The organism is Terasakiella sp. 4MB5A (assembly GCF_050058155.1).
Classification (GTDB): Bacteria; Pseudomonadota; Alphaproteobacteria; order Rhodospirillales; family Terasakiellaceae; genus Terasakiella; species Terasakiella halodenitrificans.
The window spans coordinates 794,260-815,168 of sequence record NZ_CP188815.1 but is presented as its reverse complement, the minus strand read 5'-3'; the positions used below and the strand labels follow the sequence as shown (position 1 = coordinate 815,168).

The window sequence follows — 20,909 nt, the reverse complement described above, 5'->3', positions numbered from 1 at the left end:
AGTCGGCTTGCAAGTGTCAATTCGTTAAAAAATTAAAGTACTCTTTGACCGGATACATATTGAAAACCGTATGCCCCATCCCCTAATTAAATTATTAGTTGATGTTTTCTGAAGAAATAATCTTATATAGATTTTTTACTTGGACATCATCAAATAACATGCCTACAAATTAGGCACATGATAAAAAAAGAGCCAGGCCGAGGAAAGTGTGATGTTATCTGATATTCAAATTTCAAAGAAGTTACCTGTTTTTACAGTCGTTCTTCTTATTGCGACTGGATTATTGTTAAGTACCGTTATTATGTTTAAAGTCTCTGAAGGCTTTGAAGAGGCTGAAAGCAATAAGCTGGTGTCTTTAGTTGCTGCGCGTAAGTCGGAACTTTCTAATTATCTTAATATTATTTCCAGTGACCTTAAAATTCAGGCACACAGTCCCGTAGTTTCTGAGGCAATAAGCCATTTTCTTCAAGGTTGGAATGAGATTGAAGGTGATAAAACAAACGGTTTACAAAAGGCATATATTACAGATAACCCCAACCCTTTAGGTGAGAAACATAAGTTGGATATGGCCTCCACCGGATCGACTTATGATCAGGTTCATGGAGAGTTCCATCCCTATTTTCGGAGGTTGTTGGAAGCCCGAAACTATTATGATGTTTTTCTAATCGATACGACAGGAAATATCATTTATAGCGTTTATAAAGAACTGGATTTCGCAACAAACTTAAACGATGGGAAATGGGCCAAAAGCGACCTTGGCGTGCTTTTTAGGGATATTGTGAAAGATCATCAGGATGGTGTGACAATCTTTAAAGATTTCCGCCCCTATGCTCCTAGTGCAGATGCACCAGCCAGCTTCATCGGTATGCCGGTTGTGGGAAAACAGTCTGAATTTCTTGGTGTCTTGGTTTATCAAATGCCGATCGGTGAAATTAATCGCATCATGCAATCCGCAGAAGGAATGGGAGAAACCGGCGAAACATATATTGTTGGTGACGACTATTTGATGCGCAGTGATTCGCGTTTCTCCAAGGAAAGCACCATTCTGAAAAATAAAGTAGAAAGCCAGACCGTTAAAGAAGCATTGCAAGGCAAAACCGGGGCTTATCAGATTATGGATTACCGCAATATTGCGGTTCTATCGGCTTATACACCTATTGAGTTTTTCAATACAAAATGGGCAGTTATTGCAGAGGTCGATGTAGAAGAAGCTATGAGTACGGCGACATCGGTTCGCAACATCAGCGCGGTTATCGTCTTAATCATATCCATTATCGGCGCTGTTTTTGCCTTCTTATTTGCAAGAACCATTACCCGACCGATTAGTAGCATCACGCGTGCAATGAATGTTTTGGCTGAAGGGGATAACACTGTTGAAATTCCCTATCATGAGCGTGGGGATGAAATTGGCGATATGGCACAGGCCGTCAAAATCTTTAAAGATAATGCGATTGAGCGGGTTCGCCTGGAAACGGAAGAAAAAGAACAGGTGATAAGACGTGAAAATCGACAGAAAAAGATTGAAGCACTGACGAAGAACTTTGATCAAGTTATCACAGATATGCTGACCAAAGTAAAAGGCTCGGTTGAAGAAATGCACGGTGCCGCAAATACCTTGTCGGCCAATGCGGAACAAACCCAAAAACAAAGCACGGCTGTTTCTGCAGCAACCGAAGAAGCAACAGCAAATGTTCAAACGGTCTCTGCCGCAAGTACAGAATTGACCGCATCTATTGAAGAGATTTCGCGACAAATTTCAGAATCCACCTCCATTTTGACCGATGCGGTACGTCAAACGGATGAAGCCAACCAAAAAATTGAACGATTGGCGGGTGCGGCTGATGAAATTGGCAACGTTATCAATTTGATTAATGATATTGCCGATCAGACAAATATGCTGGCCTTAAATGCAACAATTGAAGCCGCACGTGCAGGTGACGCAGGAAAAGGGTTTGCCGTGGTCGCATCCGAAGTCAAGATGTTGGCCAGTCAGACAGGTGAAGCAACCGAACAAATACGTACTCAAATCAGTCAGGTGCAAGGCGAGACAAATGATGCCGTTGGGGCCATTCGTGCGATTTCCAATGTGATTGCCCGTGTGAATGAGCTTTCGACAGCGATTGCAGGCGCAGTTGAAGAACAAAATGCGTCAACAGCCGAAATTTCACGCAACGTGGAAGAAGCAGCACAAGGCACACAAGAAGTTTCCCGCAATATTCAGGGCGTCGCCCAAGCCGCAGGTGAAACCGGAACCATGTCTCAAATGGTCTTTGATTCAGCAAGTTCATTATTAAGTGAAAGTGACGAATTACAGCAGCATGTGGTGAAATTCTTACATGATGTTCATGAGGCGCAAAATAGCTAGGCTTCGAAATTATATAATTACCCTTTCACACACAGCTTGTTATGGACTTAAGTAACATCAAAAAAAAGGCTCCGATATATTTATATCGGGGCCTTTCTATTTCATGTGTCACGTCACAACTTAAGCAGCCTTAAGCATCCAGATTGGAGACTTTCAAGGCATTGTCCTGAATGAAATCACGTCGGGGCTCCACCACATCGCCCATCAAGGTCGAGAAGACCTCTTCGGCTTCGTCCACATGATTGACCTTCACTTGCAGTAAGGAACGGGCACTTTCATCCAGTGTGGTTTCCCACAGCTGTTCCGGGTTCATCTCCCCCAATCCCTTATAACGTTGGACATTCATACCTTTTTTGCCCAACTCGGTCACCGTGTCGACCAGTTTGACTGGTCCATTGATTTCGTATTCCTTGTCTTTCTGAACCAGTTTTGCCGGTTTTGCGAAGCTTTCCGTCAATTCTGCCGCCAGATTATTCAAGGCACGCGCTTCAGCTGATCTGAGAATACCATGATCCAAAACATGCGTTTCTTTCACCCCACGCAATGTCCGGGTAAAGGAGAGACTGCCGTCATCCAATACAGACCCTTCCCAGCCACGTGCAAGGTCGTTTTCATTGGCATCTAGTTGTTCTGCCACTTTCTGCGCCATTGCGGCCCCACGTTCTTCATCTTGAAGCAACGTCACATCCAGTGCCCCGGCAATGGCTGCTTGTTCCAAAATAGAAGACGGTACCTTGGTCGCCAGTTTCGCCAACATGGCCTTAACACGACGCGCATTATTGATGCGCGAACGCAAATCATCTCCACCGATTTGATCACCGGAATGAAGTGTCAACAGGCAATCATCCACAGCCAAGCTGACCAAATGATCTTCCAAAGCCTTTTCATCTTTTAGATAGACTTCCGAATTACCGCGCTTCACACGATAAAGCGGGGGCTGAGCGATATAAAGGTAACCGCGTTCAATAATTTCCGGCATTTGACGGAAAAAGAAGGTTAAAAGCAAGGTTCGAATGTGCGACCCATCCACGTCCGCATCAGTCATAATGATAATTTTATGATAGCGGCATTTCTCGATATTAAAGTCTTCGCGTCCGATACCGGTCCCCATTGCGGTAATTAATGTCCCGACCTCCGCAGAGCCCAGCATCTTGTCAAAACGGGCGCGTTCCACGTTCAGAATTTTACCTTTAAGCGGTAGAATAGCCTGACTTTTACGATCACGGCCCTGCTTCGCAGATCCACCGGCGGAGTCCCCTTCCACAATAAACAGTTCAGATTTAGCAGGGTCACGTTCCTGACAATCGGCCAATTTACCGGGTAAAGAAGAGATATCCATCACCCCTTTGCGACGGGTCAATTCCCGCGCTTTTCGGGCCGCATCACGCGCCGCAGCCGCTTCGCAAATTTTACTGATAATCTGGCGGGCTTCATTGGGGTGTTCTTCAAACCATTCGGCCAAGGTTTCCCCGACAACACCTTCTACAACGGGGCGAACCTCGCTGGACACCAGCTTATCTTTGGTTTGGGACGAGAATTTCGGATCCGGTACTTTCACAGAAACCACACACGTTAATCCCTCGCGGATGTCTTCCCCGGAAATCGAGACTTTCATCTTTTTCGCCAAGCCGCTGGATTGGGCGTAGGCATTTACCGTTCGGGTCAAGGCACCCCGGAAACCCGCCAAATGGGTCCCGCCGTCGCGTTGCGGAATATTATTGGTAAAACACAATACATTTTCGTGATAGCTGTCGTTCCATTGCATGGAAACTTCAACGCCAACTTCATCGCCGTTATTATCAATTTTGCTGCCGTTCATATAAACCGGGTCCGGCACGAGAGCGTTTTTGGAACGATCAACATATTTGACAAATTCCAGTAAGCCACCTTCGTAGCGCATCGCCGTTTCATGGGGTTCAGCATGGCGTTCATCACGCAACAACATACCCACACCGGAATTCAAAAACGCCAATTCGCGCAAACGGTGTTCCAGCGTATTATAGTCATATTCCGTAATCGCAAAAATTTCTTCAGAGGCATGGAACGTTACAAACGTCCCGGTCTGGTAGCTGCCATCTTCCTTTTTCGGCGCTTCCCCGACAACCTTGAGCGATTCAACCGCCGCCCCATCTTCAAAACGAACATAATGTTCTTTACCTTCGCGGTAAATGCGCAATTCCAACCAGTCAGACAAGGCGTTTACAACAGAAACCCCCACACCATGCAAGCCACCGGAAACTTTGTAAGAGTTGCTGTCAAACTTCCCGCCCGCATGCAACTGGGTCATAATAACTTCGGCAGCCGACACGCCTTCTTCAGCATGAATATCAACCGGAATACCACGACCGTTATCCGACACAGTAACAGAGCCATCGCCGTTCAGCGTCACCGTCAAGGTATCGCAATGTCCGGCCAAAGCTTCGTCAATACCGTTATCGACAACCTCGTAAACCATGTGGTGCAGGCCGGTTCCGTCATCTGTATCCCCGATATACATACCGGGACGTTTTCGTACAGCCTCAAGACCGCGTAGAACCTTAATGGAATCTGCGCCGTACGCTTCAATATTGGCTTCACCGCTGATCTGGTTTTCTTCACTCATGGTCTGTCTACCTAAGTTTAACCTTCGTCTTATTCGTTTACCTGTTCGACAACCGATTTTTCCACATTGAAAAAATTGGCCTGTTCCAATAAGGGGGCAAAAACCTCCTGATCGGTCCCTGTCATCCAGGCTTGTGCGCCGATGGCACCGATGGCTTCGAACAACGCCTTGCGACGATCCTGATCAAGATGGGCTCCCACCTCGTCCAGCAACAGAAGCGGAACCCGCCCCCGGTCCAAAGCCAACGCTTTGGTGTTGGCCAGCACCATGCCGGTCAACAACGCTTTTTGTTCACCGGTGGAGCAAACTTCCGCCGGTTGATCTTTGGGTACATGACGTACCGAAAGATCGCTTTTATGCACCCCGTCTGATGCCCCGCCAAGCTGAGCATCAATGCTGCGATGCTCCGCCAGAAAGGCACGGAATTTGTCTTCGACCTCCAGCGCGCTGAATTCATCCAGCCAGCTTTCGATCATCCCGATCGGTTGCAGGCGCGCACCGGGAAAAGGGCCGTAACCTTCAACGGCAAGAATATTCAGCCGTTGCCCAATGTCTTTACGCGCCGCTGCAACAGCCACCGCCTTGGTTGCCATCTGATCTTCCAGACCAGACAGCCAGCGATCATCATTGCGACCGGTTTTGAGCAATTTGGCACGCTCTCGCATCCCATGCTCATACGCATTCATTCGTCCGGCATGTTTGTCATCAAAGCCAAACACCAAACGATCCAAAAATCGGCGGCGCGCAATCGGCCCATCCAAAAACAGACGATCCATCTGCGGCAACAACCAAACGGCATCGACATATTGAGCCAGTGCATTTTGCCCCCGTGCCGTTTCGCCTTCAATCCTTACAACACGACGTTCACGCGTTCCGCTCCGCCCTGTTTCTTCACGACCCGTCCCGATATCAACCGGACCGCCAACTGTATGCACCGTTGCAGCCACCCCCCACGGGCGACCACTATCTTCATCACAACCTTCGTCGCGGCGGGCAAGATCAACAGCCTTGGCCCGGCGCATTCCCCGTCCTGGTGTCAAAAGTGACACCGCTTCAAGGATATTCGTTTTGCCGGCCCCGTTGCGCCCACACAGCACCACAGACCGACGATCCAAATCAAGGCGTTGAAATTCATAACATCGAAAATTGCTGAGTGTCAGGCGCGTCACACTGATCGGCACCGCCTTCCCAAGAGCATTTTTTTCGACGGCTTCATTCACCTTGAATAATCACTTTGCCCGCGTCGATCACACACGCATCGGCATCAAAACGTACAAGGCGCTGCTATCGGCGGCATCGCGTACAATGGTTGGTGACCCACCGTCAGACAACATAAACTGTGCGGTTTCGCCTTCTACTTGCTGGGCGATATCCAACAGATATTTAGAATTGAACCCAATCTCAATATCGTCGTAGCCGTAACTGACCTCGATTTCTTCTGTCGCGCTGCCTGCATCCGGGCTGCTTGCTGATAAAACCAATGAACCGGGGCTGATCGCCAATTTAATCGCACGCGATTTTTCGGTCGAGATCGCAGACACACGGTCCACCGCAGCGGCAAAGGATTTACAATCCAGTTCCATCATCTTGTCGTTATTGGTCGGAATAACCCGTTCATAATCCGGGAAAGTGCCGTCAATAAGTTTAGAGGTCAAAATCACTTCGCCAAAAGCAAAACGAACTTTGGTTTCTGACAGAGAAATCGAAACATCATCATTGGTTTCATCAATCAGTTTGCGCAATTCTGCAACCGTTTTACGCGGCACGATAACGCCTGGCATGTCAGACGCACCTTCCGGCATGGGCACTTCCACACTGGCGAGACGGTGACCGTCTGTTGCCACTGCGCGCAAGACCGGCACGCCGTTATTTTCACCGGCGTGAACATAAATACCATTCAGGTAATAGCGGGTTTCTTCAGTTGAAATCGCAAAACGGGTCCGATCAATAATCCCTTTCAGCTCCCCAGCGGGCAGAGCAAAATTATGATCCAGTTCACCGCCAGACATCAACGGAAAATCCATCGTCGGCAGACACGCCAGCGTAAACTTGGAACGCCCGGCACGCAGGGTCAGCAATTCTTCATTCGCACCGTTATCCAGCTCAACCTGCGAACCATCGGGCAATTTACGCACGATGTCATACAGCATATGAGCCGGTGCGGTAGTCGCACCTTCGCTGATCACTTCACAGTCAACCGTTTCGACGATATCAAGATCCATATCCGTCGCGTTCAGGGACAAACGCCCCCCATGAGCATCCAGCTTCACATTGCTTAAAATCGGAATAGTGGTGCGCCGTTCCACAACACTTTGCACGTGAGCCAGAGACTTCATAAGCTTTGCGCGTTCGATGGTAATTTTCATAACGTTCTTGTCGCTTCAAATATGATTACAAATAACTGGTTTCGCTTACCTGTCGAGTACCATTTTATCTTGGTTTCACAAGGGATTAACCTCATTCCTGCCAAAACGGTCCGCCATTATAACAAAGCCTGCGAGAAACCGAAGCTTTTTTGCCTATTTTTGGCAGAAAAAATAAAGGCTTCCGCCTACGCGTTACACAGGCTCAACCATGAGGTTCAAACGAAGGTAGATTCTAGGGATTTTTTCTTTAAAAAGGCTCAGCCGATACCACCTAGCATGCGACGTAGAAGCTCCACATCCTCGGCAAAATCACGATCATGGAGACCGAGTTCTTCAACCTTCTTTACCGCATGCATAACGGTCGTATGATCACGCCCCCCGAACTTGCGCCCAATCTCAGGCAAGGAGCGCGATGTCAATTGCTTGGATAGATACATGGCAATTTGACGGGGGCGCGCCACAGAACGGGCACGGCGCGCAGAATGCATATCCGAAACACGGATATTGAAATGTTCGGCAACTTTTTTCTGGATTTCCTCAATCGTCACCCGTCGATCATTGGCCCTTAAAAGGTCATGCAGTACTTCTTGCGAGGTTTCCAGCGTAATGGGCCGCCCGACAAGTTGGGAATGCGCCACAATACGATTTAGCGCCCCTTCCAACTCGCGCACGTTCGACGCAATCTTGTATGCCAGAAATTCTGTGACCTTACTTGGCAACTCAACGCCCAATTGTTCTGCCTTGGAAAGCAAAATCCCTAAACGGAGCTCATAAGTTGTCGCATGTAAATCCGCCACAAGACCGTGGTTCAATCGCGACTTCAAACGATCTTCCAATCCTTCGATATCAGATGGTGACTTATCCGCAGACAGAACGATTTGGCGTCCCTGATCCACCAACGAATTAAAGGTATGGAACAATTCTTCCTGTGTCGATTCTTTGCCGGCAATAAACTGCACATCATCAATCAACAACATATCAACACTGCGAAACTGTTCTTTGAAATCGACGGTTTTTTGTTCACGCAGCGCCCGAATAAAGCGATACATAAATTTTTCAGCCGACAAATAAACCACAGTGCGATTGGGGTGAACCAAACGCATATGATGGGCAATCGCATGCATCAAATGGGTTTTACCAAGACCGACCCCCCCATAAAGAAACAGCGGATTAAAGGGCGGTATGTCGGCTTCTGCTACACGTTTGGAGGCAGCATGGGCAAATTCGTTCGGTTTACCCACCACAAAATTATCAAATGTATAGCGTGGATCAAGTTGCGCGCCCAGTTGGTCGGCAAGATTAGACACTTCCTGCTGGCGACTATAAAAAGGTGCCGCCTGCCCCTGCTGCGTCTGTCCATGTGCTTTTTCTGTCGGCTGAGCCTGATTGCCCTGTGCTTGACGGGCATTTTGACTGGCCTGTGCCAAAATCCCATGCCCAGACTGCGTATTGGTCACAATGATTTCCACATCCGTAATCTGATGGTTCAAGGATGACCATAACGCTCTAATCTGATTAAGGTAGTTATTTGCGACCCAGTCCCGCATAAATCGGGTCGGCACGCAGATATTTGCCGTCCCCGCATCTACTGAATGAACGGCCATCGGTTTAAACCAACTGTCAAATGCCGCTTCGCCAATTTCGTCACGCATATGGGAACAAACCTGTGCCCATTCACCGTCCAATGTTGATGTCATACTCGTCTGAGACATGCTCAATAATATTCCTAACCCGAATCGATCACACGCTCTGGCGCCCTCGATTGCCCAACTCACTTATTTTCAAAGGCTCCTAACCGCGATCCATCAACCAATAAATCACCGCAGGCACCGCTCTCCTTCAATGAAGAAGAAGCCTCGCTTATGCGTAGCTCATTTTTTTATATGACAGATCCGGCCTTTATGATTTTTGCGTAGTGATCATCGACACCACCGTGTAACCGGATCAAGGTTGTGGATAACTTTATCGCCACGAGCGCGAAGAGTCCACCGCTTCATTTGTACTATTGCGAAAAAAATAACTTGACGCCGCCCGGCAAAAGCCATGGTAACTCTGGGTTTTAAGCACGACAAAAGGGTCGCAACGGCAAATGCTTGCGACCCTTTTGTCAGAACTTCGAATCCCGATTTTGTCTTACGATTAAGCGAGTGCTTTAATACGTGTAGACAAACGGGACAGCTTGCGTGCAGCTGTATTTTTGTGCACAACGCCTTTAGAGACGCCACCGTGCAAAGCCGGCATAGCAACATTAAACGCAGCCTGTGCAGCGGCTTTATCGCCAGTTTCGATCGCAGCTTCTACTTTTTTGATGAAGGTGCGGATACGGCCAACACGTGCAGAGTTTACTGCAGTGCGGCGTTCGTTTTGACGGTCGCGTTTTTTTGCGTTTTGGGTGTTAGCCATCACTAGTTCCTGAAAAATCTGATTTCTAAAATCGGTTGGGGGCTTATAAGGAGTTCCCACAACCACGTCAAGACTCAATTGAAGAAAAGTTACAAACCGCACTTTTCAATGCAAAACCCGCGACACTTAAAAATGTAAAAAACTGACATCCGTCAAAAGTCGCGGGTTTTATGAGCGATATATCAAAAAGCAAACAGCGATTCTTCTGTCTGCTTTTCTTTTAATTATTTGTTTTTGAAGTTGGGTTGGCGCTTTTCTGCAAAAGCGGACATCCCTTCTTTACGATCTTCCAAGGCAAATGTTGTATGGAAGGTACGACGTTCAAACATAACGCCTTCTGCCAAAGTCGTCTCAAATGCTTTATTGACAGATTCTTTTGCCATCATCACAACAGGTTGAGACAATTTCGCAATTTTATCAGCCGTTTCCAGCGCGTTTTCAAGCAGGTTATCCAGCGGCACAATACGGGTCACCAGACCGGAACGTTCTGCTTCCTCAGCATCCATGATACGGCCTGTCAGGCACATTTCCATCGCTTTTGCTTTACCAACTGCACGCGTCAAACGTTGCGTTCCACCGGCCCCCGGGATGGTCCCGATGGTGATTTCAGGCTGACCAAACTTGGCATTCTCCGCTGCAATGATAAAATCGCACATCATCGCCATTTCACACCCGCCGCCCAGTGCGTATCCGGCAACAGCAGCGATAACGGGTTTGCGGCATTTAGCCACTTTTTCCCAATCATCTGTAATGAAATCATTGGAATAAACGTCGATAAAATCGCGTTCAGACATTTCTTTAATATCTGCACCGGCAGCAAATGCTTTCTCGCTACCTGTCAGAACGATACACCCGATTTCGCTATCTGCCTCAAAGGCATCCAGCGCAGCACCCAGCTCGTCAATTAACGGCGTACATAACGCGTTCAATGCCTTGGGGCGGTTAAGTGTAATCAGACCGACACGGCCTTTTTTCTCTGCGAGAATATGTTCGTAAGCCATATTTCCTATCCCTAAAATTATTCTGGAACTTTTAGTTCCCTCGTTTCGGTGACAATGCAAAATGAACCGTCACATTGTTGCCCTGCGCGGAGACTGAAATCTTCAAATACTCCCCCTCACGCATAAAAGTACCCATTGCGATTTGCTTCCATCCCAATGCGGGTAAGCTTTCTTTATAATAAGACAACACGGACTTTTTTGTGACATTGCCAACCGCATAAGATTCGACGATACGGCCCGACGGCGTGTCGAAATTCACCGTATCTTGCGTTGCTTCCTGCAACCCTTCCATCAAGGGCACATCCTCAAGCGCTGACAAAAACGTCAGGTCCTGCGAAATTGCCTGCCTGTTGAAAAGTAACAGAACCGCAAGTAATCCTATGCGCAATGCATGTTTCATGACCAACCTCATACCTTATTGTTGGCACCTCGAACAGTAAAAAGTGGATCTCCCTTGCTGAACCATACGCTGAATAATCTCACTTTGACAATTTTGACACGCCTCTCCCTCACGTCCATAGACTTGAAAAGAATGCTGAAAATACCCCAATTCGCCATCCGTTTGGCGATGATCTTTCAAGGATGACCCTCCAGCCTGAATCGCTTCTTGCAAAACATCTTTAATCACCGTGACCAATTTTTCTGCTTGGGCAAGGTTCAGGCTTCCTGCTTTTTTCTGCGGCGCAATTCCGGCACGAAAGAGCGCCTCGTTGACGTATATATTTCCTAGTCCCGCAAGAATGCGTTGATCCATCAAAACTGCCTTCATTGTGGTTTGACGTCCCGTTAATCGATCACACAGTACGCCCCCATCAAAGGCAGCATCCAAAGGTTCCGGCCCTAATTTAGCCAAAGACGGATAAAGATCTAGCTGCCCGGCTTCGATCAAATCAACAAAACCAAAACGACGTGGATCGCCAAAACGGATGCAATGGCGCGAATCGGTTATAAATTCGATGTGATCATGTTTATCCGGTTCACAAGGATTGCCTTCTTCGATTCTGATCCGGCCCGACATCCCCAAATGAACGATAATTGTTTCTCTATTTTCCAACACAATCAAAATATATTTGGAACGTCGGCTCAAACCTAAAACCTTCTGATTTCGGACACGGTCCTCAAAATTTTCAGGCACAGGCATGCGCAAATCCCGTCTGCGGACAATTACATCTTTGATCGTTCGACCTTCCAATGCAGGCAATAGACCGCGACGTACAGTTTCGACTTCGGGTAATTCAGGCAAATTCTTCTCCATTAATGCTAGCCTATTGCATGACCTTAGGCTATTTTCTCGCTCATTCTATATAAAAAGAGAATTTAAGGCATGTCCGATCAAGATACGACACATTTTGGTTTCCGTACGGTAGCCAAGGATGAAAAAGCGAAAATGGTGCGCGGTGTCTTCGACAGCGTCGCCTCCAGCTACGATATAATGAACGATTTGATGAGCGCAGGCATTCACCGTCTGTGGAAGAATCAAATGGTTGACTGGCTCAACCCGCAACCAGGATGGAATACCATTGATGTCGGTGGTGGTACTGGCGATATTGCTTTTCGCATTCAGGATCGTTTTGCAAAACGTGGCGGTCAGGGACATATCACCGTCACGGATATCAACCATGAAATGTTGAAAGTCGGGCGACGTCGCTCCGTTGATGCACACCGCCTCGAAGGTCTAAGCTGGCTATGCGGCAATGCCGAAAAGCTACCTGTTCCCGACAATTCAATGGATGCCTATACTATTGCCTTTTGCATTCGCAACGTCACCGACATTCCGGCTGCCTTGCGTGATGCCCATCGCATCCTGAAACCGGGCGGACGTTTCATGTGTCTTGAATTTTCTCAGGTGGTCATGCCTGTTCTGGATAAAATTTACGACCTCTATTCCTTCAAACTGTTGCCTGAAATTGGGGCGGTGGTTGCCAAAGATCGCGATTCTTATCAATATCTGGCAGAAAGCATTCGTAAATTTCCACCGCAGGAAACCTTTGCACAAATGATCCGCGACGCCGGTTTTGATCAGGTGAAATACCGCAACCTTACCGGCGGTATTGCCGCCATTCATTCAGGTTGGAAGATTTGATGTTTCGATCCCTCACTATCTTGAAACGTCTGATGAGCGTGGCTCTCACGCTGGCGCGCTATGATGTTTTGTTCCTGTTCGAACAATTGGGCATTGCCCCGGTCATCGTGTTTATGGCTCGCCTGGTCCCGGTTGGACGTGTGCGCGGCATCAAACAGATGCGCCCTGGTCAACGTCTTGCCCGTGCCTTGCATGATTTGGGACCAACGGCCATTAAATTGGGACAGGCCCTGTCCACACGCCCCGATGTCATGGGGGATGAAATCGCCGACGATCTGACTGAATTACAAGATCGCCTGCCACCATTTTCCGGTAAAGAAGCCCGACGCATTATCGAAGAAGACCTTGGCGGCCCTATCGAAAAATTCTTTAGTGAATTTAACGATGAAGCCGTTGCTGCGGCCTCCATTGCACAAGTGCATTTTGCAAAAACCATTGGCGGGGAAGAAGTCGCCGTCAAAGTTTTGCGCCCCAACATTCGCCGTGATTTCAAAGCTGACTTCCACTTGATGAGCACAATCGCACAGTGGGTAGAACGCGCCCGCCCCGATCTGATGCGTCTTAAACTGGTCGAGTCTGTTCAGGCGTTGGAAGATACCGTGCGTTTTGAAATGGACTTACGCTTTGAAGCTGCAGCGGCCGATGAAATGCGCGAAAACTTCAAAAATGACGACTATTTCTATATCCCGGAAGTCAAATGGCCCTATTGTGCCAAACGCGTCATGGTACTGGAACGAATTCACGGCCTGAATGTGGACGAGATCGAAGAACTTCACAAAGCCGGGCACAATCCCAACGACATCTTGGAAAAAGCCTCTATGGCCTTTTTCAACATGGTGTTTCGTGACGGCTTCTTCCATGCCGACCTGCACCCCGGTAACATGTTCGTCCTGAATGACGGACGCTTGGCCGCGGTCGATTTTGGTATTACGGGGCGTTTAGATCATGCGACACAACGTCATTTAGGCGAATTGCTGCTTTCTTTTATTACACGCGATTATAAACGTTGTGCCGAGGTTCATTTTGAAGCCGGTTGGGTGCCAATGAGCCAATCGGTTGAACTTTTTACGCAAGCTGCCCGTTCAATTGCCGAACCCATTATGGGATTGCCGCAAAATGAGATTTCGATGGCACGCTTGTTGGCGCAATTGTTTGAAGTCACCGAATATTTCGCAATGGAAACCCAACCGCAATTAATCCAGTTGCAAAAAACCATGCTGATTGCCGAAGGCGTCGGGCGCAATCTGAACCCCAATGTCAACATGTGGTTTTTGGCAGAACCGTTTATCGAACGCTGGATGCGTGAAAACCTAGGACCACAAGCCCGCGTTAAAGCCGTTGCCACAGAAACCCGTGATACATTGCTCCGCCTGCCCCGTATCATCTCAAATATTGAAGAAAGATTGGATGATATTGGTAAAAACGGCCTAAAACTGGACACTGGCAGACGCACAAGCGCACACCATAGCGGACTGAATTGGCTGGGATGGGTCATTGCCCTTGGATTGGCGGCTGCTTTAATCGTCGAATACCTAGATTAAATCCCATGAATGCGCTTTTTGACCTGAATGGAAAAACGGCCCTCGTCACCGGTGCCAGCCGGGGATTGGGATTTGAAATGGCCAAAGCCTTATGCGAGGCCGGGGCATCCGTCTATTTCAACGGTCGCAATCAATCCACATTGGAAACCGCAATCCAAAATATCCCCAATGCCAGAACATTGGCCTTTGACATCACAGATACATCTACATTTGAACACACCTTGTCCGACCTCGGGCCCTTGGATATTCTGGTAAATAACGTTGGGGGACGTGATCGTCGCAACATGGATGATTTTGATCTGGACGATGTACGTAGATTGCTGGATAGCAACCTTGTGGCCCCTTTTGAACTTAGTCGACGAGTCGCACGTCATATGCCTGCTGGTGGACGAATTATCAACGTCACCTCCATTGCCGGGGATATTGCGCGTTCAGGGGATGCCATCTATACCGCCAGCAAGGCGGGGCTCACCGGATTGACCCGCGCACTGGCTGCCGAACTCGGCCCACGCGGCATAAACGTCAATGCCATTGCCCCCGGTTTTTTCGCCACCCAGGCCAATCAAGCTATGCTCGATGATGAAACGGTCATAGCCTTTTTAAAAATGCGCACCTCCCTTCAACGATGGGGACGCCCCGAAGAAATAGCAGGTGCCTGCGTTTTCCTCGCATCTGCAGCATCTTCTTATGTAACTGGGCAGGTTTTAACCGTTGACGGTGGCTTACGCGCACATTTTTAATTATAATATATATAATTAAATCATACATTTATTCTTTTTTGTTGAATCACCCTACATATTTCCTTGCGCCATAACATCCTTCTGACTAGGTTATGTACAAATTTTGCGCGTAATTCGCATGGGAACACGTCGTGTATAAGAACAAAAGAATACTCCTGATCGTTACAGGCGGAATAGCCGCCTACAAAACACCCGAATTGGTTCGCCGCCTGCGTGAACAACAAATCGACGTGCGGTGTATCGTCACTCGCGCCGCCAAGGAATTTGTTACCCCCTTGGCATTGGCTGCTGTTTCCAACGATAAAGTTTATGAAGATATGTTCGATCTGGATGACGAATCGGAAATGGGGCATATCCAGCTTTCGCGCAGTGCAGATTTGGTCGTCGTTGCCCCGGCAACCGCTGACATAATGGCAAAAGCCACCCATGGTTTGGCAAATGATCTTGCCTCCACCACTTTGCTGGCAACGGACAAACCTGTCATGATGGCCCCGGCCATGAATGTACGCATGTGGGACCATCCGGCAACACAGGCAAACGTGAATACTTTAACCGAACGGGGCGTTGAAATGATTGGCCCCGACGAAGGCGATATGGCCTGTGGTGAATATGGAATGGGCCGCATGGTGGACCCGTTGGATATTGTGGAAGCGATTAAACGCCGCCTGTTCAATGACGGGCCACTGACCGGTAAAAAAGCGATTGTAACCTCCGGCCCCACACACGAGCCGATTGACCCTGTACGCTACATTGCCAATCGTTCCTCCGGCAAACAAGGCCATGCCATTGCCGCAGAACTGGCAAAGCTCGGTTGTGATGTCACCCTTATCAGCGGACCAACCCGCCTTGAAGCGCCCAACGGAGTTAAGCTGATCGAGATTGAATCCGCACGCGACATGCTCGTCGCCTGCCAGAACGCGCTGCCTGCCGATATTGCCATTTGCGCAGCTGCTGTTGCTGATTGGCGTGTAGACAACGAAGCTGGTCAGAAGCTCAAGAAAGACGGTTCAGGCCAAATTCCCGACCTGAAGCTGACAGAAAACCCGGATATTTTGGCCACCCTGTCCCAAGCAGGTGATCAACGGCCTAAACTGGTCGTCGGGTTTGCCGCCGAAACACAAAATATCCGTGAATACGCAAGCGCCAAGCGCATACGTAAACAATGTGACTGGATTATTGCCAATGATGTCTCCCCATCTACAGGGACATTTGGTGGAAATGAAAATAAAGTCCACGTCATTGCGAGAAATCAATGCGAAGATTGGCCAACTCTGTCTAAAAAAGAAGTGGCTAAACGTCTTGCCGCAAAAATTGCAGATTATTTGAAAGAAGATTAACAAATGGATCATGTAGTAAAGGTCAACGTCGTTCAGCTTCCTCATGGAGCCGACTTGGCCCTGCCTCATTACGCCACGGAGCATGCCGCAGGTATGGACCTTTTGGCCGCCATTGACGACACACTGGTTTTACCTGTTGGGAAACGTGCAATCGTCCCCACCGGCCTCAGTATCGCCCTTCCCGTAGGATACGAGGCTCAAGTACGACCACGTTCTGGTCTTGCCGCTAAAAACGGTGTCACCGTCGCCAACGCACCGGGAACAATTGATGCCGATTATCGTGGTGAAGTCGGTGTTATTCTAATCAATCTGGGTGATGAAGATTTTGTTATAGAACGCGGTATGCGTATTGCGCAAATGGTCGTCGCACCCGTTACCACCATTTCATGGGAGAAAACCGACACACTTCCCGATACACAAAGAGGAAGCGGCGGTTTTGGCTCTACGGGGCTGAACAACAAATAAAACTATAATATTAAGCGGAAAAAGTAGGATGTTACGTTTGTCTAAGAAAATGTTATTTGCGATCGAGGCTGTACTGGATATCGCCTACCACAGCGGTGGTCAGCCCGTCCAAAGTCGGGAGATTACCCGCCGCCAGGGTATTCCACGGCGTTATTTGGAACAAGGCCTGCAACAGTTGGTCCGTGAAGGAATTCTGGTTGGTGTACGTGGTCCGCGCGGTGGTTACCGCTTGGCCCGGGAACGTCGCCGTATCACGGTTGGTGAAATTGTTCGTATCGTTCGAAAGATGGAAACGGCGGACGATCCCCTCAATGATCCCGCTGGTTCAGAACTCGGCCACAAGGTTGTGCGTCCGGTCTGGATGGAAATGCAGGAAGAATTAATGAAACAGCTGGATGAAGTCAGTATCGATGACTTGTGCACACGCGCCAACCTTGCCGGACTTGTCAGCGAAGGCCGTCAAAATTTGGATTTCACCATCTGATCACACAATACACAAAACTATTTTGTGATACTGGTAATTTTACAGTTTGAAACTATCTTTAAGTTGACAAGCCCGCTTGCCAACACCATACATTTAGATAGTAGAATATAACCGAACAAAGAGAGTCAACATGTCTGAGCAATTCGCATCTGATGCCCCGGTCCGTGGTAAAATCTACGATAGCATTATAGATACCATTGGTGCCACGCCGCTGGTGAACCTGTCCGGTCTCGCCAAAGCCCATAACGTCAAGGCAAATATCCTCGGCAAATGTGAGTTCTTCAACCCGTTGAACTCTGTCAAAGATCGTATCGGTTTTGCCATGATTGAAGCGGCAGAAGCCGCTGGTAAAATCAAGCAAGGCACCGTTCTTGTTGAACCAACCTCTGGGAACACAGGTATTGCGTTGGCTTTCGTCTGTGCCTCTCGCGGTTACCGCTTGATCTTGACCATGCCGGAAAGCATGTCCAAAGAACGCCGCAAAATGCTGGCACTTCTGGGTGCAGAACTGGAATTGACCCCAGCTGCAAAAGGTATGTCCGGTGCCATTGCCCGCGCAGAAGAATTGGTCAAGGAATTGCCTGATGCCTTTATGCCGCAACAATTTAAAAACGCCGCAAACCCGGCTATTCATAAACGCACAACCGCCCATGAAATCTGGACGGATACGGATGGCAAGGTTGATGTTCTGGTTTCCGGTGTCGGTACAGGCGGAACCATCACGGGAACAGGCGCTGCCTTGAAAGAGAAAAACCCAAATATAAAACTGGTTGCTGTTGAACCCGAAGACAGCCCGGTTCTGTCCGGTGGCGTTCCCGGTCCGCACAAAATTCAAGGGATTGGCGCGGGCTTTATCCCCGATATTCTCAACACCGGACTGATTGACGAAATCCTGAAAATCGGCAATGAAACCGCTTTTCAAACGGCACGACAAGTTGCAGCAACAGACGGCGTTCCCGTTGGCATTTCTTCCGGTGCTGCCTTGGCTGCTGCCTTGGAACTCGGTCAACGCGACGATATGGCCGGTAAAAACATCGTGGTGATTTTACCGTCCTTTGCGGAACGTTACCTCTCGACCGCCTTGTTTGATGGTATCGTCGGGGATTAATCAAAACCTCCACAAACGGAAAAAGGCCCGTCCATTAAAAGGCGGGCCTTTTTGCTGAGAAACTTTGTTTCACTCTACAGACGTGCAATATTCAACGGATCTTTGCGGCCTTTGACGTTGATCGTTTCCAAATGGCTTGTGCCCTTGAAGTCGCAACTTGCCAAACTTTTCTCGTCGATCACAATCTCTCCGCCTTTTGCAGCAGAACACAGACGGGACGCCACATTGACACTGTCGCCAATAACGGTGAAATCTTTACGGTTTGCTGCCCCAATCGTCCCGATAACCACACCACCGCTATAGATACCGATCCCGGTTTGCTTCGCTAACTGGGCGCTCTTAATTTGTCGCAACGCTTCTTGTGCCGCCTTTAACGCACGGTCAGCGGCATTCTCGCCTTGAAAATGAGCCAAAACCGCATCGCCAATCAATTTATCCACATCGCCGCCCTGTTGACGCACCGCATCAATCACCACCCCCAAAGATTGATTGAGAAATTCCACGACACGTTCCGGCGCCTCATTTTCACAAAAATCAGTAAAACCACGAATATCCGAAAATAAGATCGTCGCTTCAACCCGCTTGGAGGTCAGTATTCCTTTGCCCGTTGCGGCCCGCAAGGTATGGACCGCCTCATCAGACAAAAGTTCCTGCAGGCGCTGCCGAAATTCCCCCAATAAATCAGTCCGATAATTAATATCTTTTTGCGCACGACTAACCAGTATATTCATGCCAAATCCTAAAAAAATAAGCACTGTAACGGGAATAACCGTCGCGGGAACGATGACTTCCATCGAAATAGCATCGAGATAATTTACCGGTTCATACAGTTCCATCACAATATTGTTGGAATTTTCCGGTGCACGCACATAAAGTTCATAAAGTTTAGTTCCATCTGCTGCCTGTTTTTCAATCAGATTGCGTTGCCCCCTCAGCGCAGACAGATAACCTGCACTGGGATCAAACTTACCGATCTGGTCTTCTTCGCTGGAATAAAGCAATAACCCGCCTTGACCATATATTTTTAAATGAGATAGCCCGAGTTCCTGAACTTCACCTCGTAAAGATTCAAGGAGATGACGACCTCTATCATCTTTAAAAACTTCCCACGGATCATCGCTCATTTGAAGGTCGTTCCATGCAGCACGATCTTCCCCTCGTAAAGCGCGATCAATAATCCCTGCCCTGTTTTCAGAAATTTCCAGATAGATTTTCTGGATCAACCACATACTGCCATTGCTCATTAAAAAACCAATAACAATGATTAAAAACAACAAGGCAGGTAAAACGATTTTTCGAAACCGCCCTTGCAAGGGATAAGGTGCTTCGAACGAAACCTCTTTCCTATTCATATAATCTTCCCCCATATTCTCTAGCTTACTGCTGGAACATGCGTTCACCTGCCAACAGATCTTCTACAAAATAGGCGACAAGTTCATTACGCCCTTTCACACCTGCTTTTTGGTAAATGGCGCTGGTCTGGCTTTTGACTGTGCCGATCTTGGTATCGCGGATATCGGCAATTTCCTGAGTGGACATTCCCTTGATCAAGAGAAGGGCGACCTCGCGTTCGGATGGAGAAAACTTCCACATATCAAAATGGCGCTGAATGACCCCCCACAACTCCCCTGATGCCACATCAATTGTATCCTGAGCCTGACGGTTTTGTTTAAGGAGCCTCACAATCTGGGTTGCGATAACGATCATCGACAACCCCAATGTGAGGGTTGAAAACAATTCTATCTGTTCATGTTCAATCCAAAGCGTATCAATATCCAACCGAAAAAAATCGGCAAAAACATCCAAAAGAAAGAAGGCTTCGCAAATACTGATCACAATAAAAGAAAAGATGAGTGAACGGACTTCAAACGTATTATTCGGTTTCATAGCGCCATTTCGTTTTATTTCCTACCAATTTCTAATATACGGAGATTTTGCTCAGTCGTCATCATAATAGCCGCGCTTGGCATCTCGATGACAGGCTTGACAGTTGGCTTTTGTTTTAACCTTCGGATCATCCCAGGCTCGCGCAGGAACCTCCTTTCTGTGTTCACGGACCCAATAAGGCATCTCGGTAATGCGCATCGGTGCATCTCCCTCCTTTATACCGCGCATAAATTTACCACTCCACCAACCGGCGTCAGCGGCGTTAGCAACCAGATAATCCCTGATTTCCTGACTAACATCCGCGCTTAAGCTCGCATCTTCGCCAAAATGATCACCTAGACCATCCATGATTTTCTCCCAAGATCGTTTGGGCATCATTTGCGGTTGAAACGCCATATGACAGGATCCGCATTCTTTCTCGACAACCGGGTTATCAATCGGGCGATAACGTTCATCCGCCATTGCAACCGAAACTTGCGACATTACAAGGGCTCCACCCAATAAAAGGGCTTTAACTTTCAACATAT

Annotated in this window: 19 protein-coding genes; 8 read left to right on the top strand and 11 right to left on the bottom strand. The window is 48.2% G+C overall.

The window, feature by feature from the left end; translation table 11 throughout:
* Positions 1 to 211: 211 nt before the first annotated feature.
* Positions 212 to 2,365 (top strand): methyl-accepting chemotaxis protein, encoded by a 2,154-nt coding sequence (locus ACI0FF_RS03950; RefSeq protein ID WP_419798834.1) that lies wholly within the window; start codon positions 212 to 214, stop codon positions 2,363 to 2,365.
* Between the two features lie 130 nt (positions 2,366 to 2,495).
* On the opposite strand, the gene gyrB is transcribed toward ACI0FF_RS03950, so the two are convergent.
* The 8 genes from gyrB to mutM form a co-directional block, all read right to left on the bottom strand.
* Positions 2,496 to 4,967, bottom strand: coding sequence for a DNA topoisomerase (ATP-hydrolyzing) subunit B (gyrB, locus tag ACI0FF_RS03945; RefSeq protein WP_419798833.1), 2,472 nt, complete (start codon positions 4,965 to 4,967; stop codon positions 2,496 to 2,498).
* 29 nt (positions 4,968 to 4,996) lie between these two features.
* Positions 4,997 to 6,187 carry a DNA replication/repair protein RecF gene (gene recF / locus ACI0FF_RS03940; RefSeq protein ID WP_419798832.1) on the bottom strand — a complete coding sequence of 397 codons (1,191 nt, stop codon included), beginning with the start codon at positions 6,185 to 6,187 and terminating at the stop codon, positions 4,997 to 4,999.
* Positions 6,188 to 6,214: 27 nt separating this feature from the next.
* Positions 6,215 to 7,333, bottom strand: coding sequence for a DNA polymerase III subunit beta (gene dnaN / locus ACI0FF_RS03935; protein ID WP_419798831.1), 1,119 nt, complete (start codon positions 7,331 to 7,333; stop codon positions 6,215 to 6,217).
* 257 nt (positions 7,334 to 7,590) lie between these two features.
* Positions 7,591 to 9,045: a chromosomal replication initiator protein DnaA gene (gene dnaA / locus ACI0FF_RS03930; protein WP_419798830.1), complete on the bottom strand. Its 1,455-nt coding sequence runs from the start codon at positions 9,043 to 9,045 to the stop codon at positions 7,591 to 7,593.
* 427 nt (positions 9,046 to 9,472) lie between these two features.
* Entirely contained in the window at positions 9,473 to 9,736 is a 264-nt protein-coding gene (gene rpsT / locus ACI0FF_RS03925) for a 30S ribosomal protein S20 (protein ID WP_419798829.1), read from the bottom strand.
* A 224-nt stretch (positions 9,737 to 9,960) separates the two neighbouring features.
* Positions 9,961 to 10,737, bottom strand: coding sequence for an enoyl-CoA hydratase (locus tag ACI0FF_RS03920; RefSeq protein WP_419798828.1), 777 nt, complete (start codon positions 10,735 to 10,737; stop codon positions 9,961 to 9,963).
* A gap of 31 nt (positions 10,738 to 10,768) precedes the next feature.
* Positions 10,769 to 11,137, bottom strand: coding sequence for a hypothetical protein (locus ACI0FF_RS03915; RefSeq protein WP_419798827.1), 369 nt, complete (start codon positions 11,135 to 11,137; stop codon positions 10,769 to 10,771).
* A gap of 15 nt (positions 11,138 to 11,152) precedes the next feature.
* Positions 11,153 to 11,980, bottom strand: coding sequence for a bifunctional DNA-formamidopyrimidine glycosylase/DNA-(apurinic or apyrimidinic site) lyase (gene mutM / locus ACI0FF_RS03910; protein ID WP_419799686.1), 828 nt, complete (start codon positions 11,978 to 11,980; stop codon positions 11,153 to 11,155).
* A gap of 81 nt (positions 11,981 to 12,061) precedes the next feature.
* Here mutM and ubiE point away from each other — a divergent pair, with 81 nt between their 5' ends.
* From ubiE to cysK, 7 genes are all read left to right on the top strand, one after another.
* Positions 12,062 to 12,820 (top strand): bifunctional demethylmenaquinone methyltransferase/2-methoxy-6-polyprenyl-1,4-benzoquinol methylase UbiE, encoded by a 759-nt coding sequence (ubiE, locus tag ACI0FF_RS03905; protein WP_419798826.1) that lies wholly within the window; start codon positions 12,062 to 12,064, stop codon positions 12,818 to 12,820.
* The gene (gene ubiB / locus ACI0FF_RS03900; protein ID WP_419798825.1) at positions 12,820 to 14,361 is read left to right on the top strand and encodes a 2-polyprenylphenol 6-hydroxylase; all 1,542 of its coding nucleotides are present in this window, start codon (positions 12,820 to 12,822) and stop codon (positions 14,359 to 14,361) included. Before ubiE ends, ubiB begins: the two co-directional genes overlap by 1 nt.
* A 5-nt stretch (positions 14,362 to 14,366) precedes the next feature.
* Positions 14,367 to 15,101, top strand: coding sequence for an SDR family oxidoreductase (locus ACI0FF_RS03895; protein ID WP_419798824.1), 735 nt, complete (start codon positions 14,367 to 14,369; stop codon positions 15,099 to 15,101).
* Between the two features lie 131 nt (positions 15,102 to 15,232).
* On the top strand, positions 15,233 to 16,438 hold the full coding sequence (coaBC, locus tag ACI0FF_RS03890) for a bifunctional phosphopantothenoylcysteine decarboxylase/phosphopantothenate--cysteine ligase CoaBC (RefSeq protein WP_419798823.1): 1,206 nt from the start codon (positions 15,233 to 15,235) through the stop codon (positions 16,436 to 16,438).
* 3 nt (positions 16,439 to 16,441) lie between these two features.
* A complete protein-coding gene (gene dut / locus ACI0FF_RS03885) occupies positions 16,442 to 16,903 on the top strand; it encodes a dUTP diphosphatase (RefSeq protein WP_419798822.1) in 462 nt (153 codons plus the stop codon).
* Positions 16,904 to 16,931: 28 nt separating this feature from the next.
* Positions 16,932 to 17,387 (top strand): RrF2 family transcriptional regulator, encoded by a 456-nt coding sequence (locus ACI0FF_RS03880; protein ID WP_188664427.1) that lies wholly within the window; start codon positions 16,932 to 16,934, stop codon positions 17,385 to 17,387.
* A 130-nt stretch (positions 17,388 to 17,517) separates the two neighbouring features.
* The gene (cysK, locus tag ACI0FF_RS03875; RefSeq protein WP_419798821.1) at positions 17,518 to 18,495 is read left to right on the top strand and encodes a cysteine synthase A; all 978 of its coding nucleotides are present in this window, start codon (positions 17,518 to 17,520) and stop codon (positions 18,493 to 18,495) included.
* A gap of 74 nt (positions 18,496 to 18,569) precedes the next feature.
* On the opposite strand, the gene ACI0FF_RS03870 is transcribed toward cysK, so the two are convergent.
* From ACI0FF_RS03870 to ACI0FF_RS03860, 3 genes are read right to left on the bottom strand one after another with little or no spacing between them, the layout of a single operon-like run.
* A complete protein-coding gene (locus ACI0FF_RS03870; RefSeq protein WP_419798820.1) occupies positions 18,570 to 19,847 on the bottom strand; it encodes an adenylate/guanylate cyclase domain-containing protein in 1,278 nt (425 codons plus the stop codon).
* Between the two features lie 25 nt (positions 19,848 to 19,872).
* Positions 19,873 to 20,382 (bottom strand): helix-turn-helix transcriptional regulator, encoded by a 510-nt coding sequence (locus tag ACI0FF_RS03865; protein WP_419798819.1) that lies wholly within the window; start codon positions 20,380 to 20,382, stop codon positions 19,873 to 19,875.
* Between the two features lie 51 nt (positions 20,383 to 20,433).
* Positions 20,434 to 20,907, bottom strand: coding sequence for a diheme cytochrome c (locus ACI0FF_RS03860; protein ID WP_419798818.1), 474 nt, complete (start codon positions 20,905 to 20,907; stop codon positions 20,434 to 20,436).
* Positions 20,908 to 20,909: the final 2 nt, after the last annotated feature.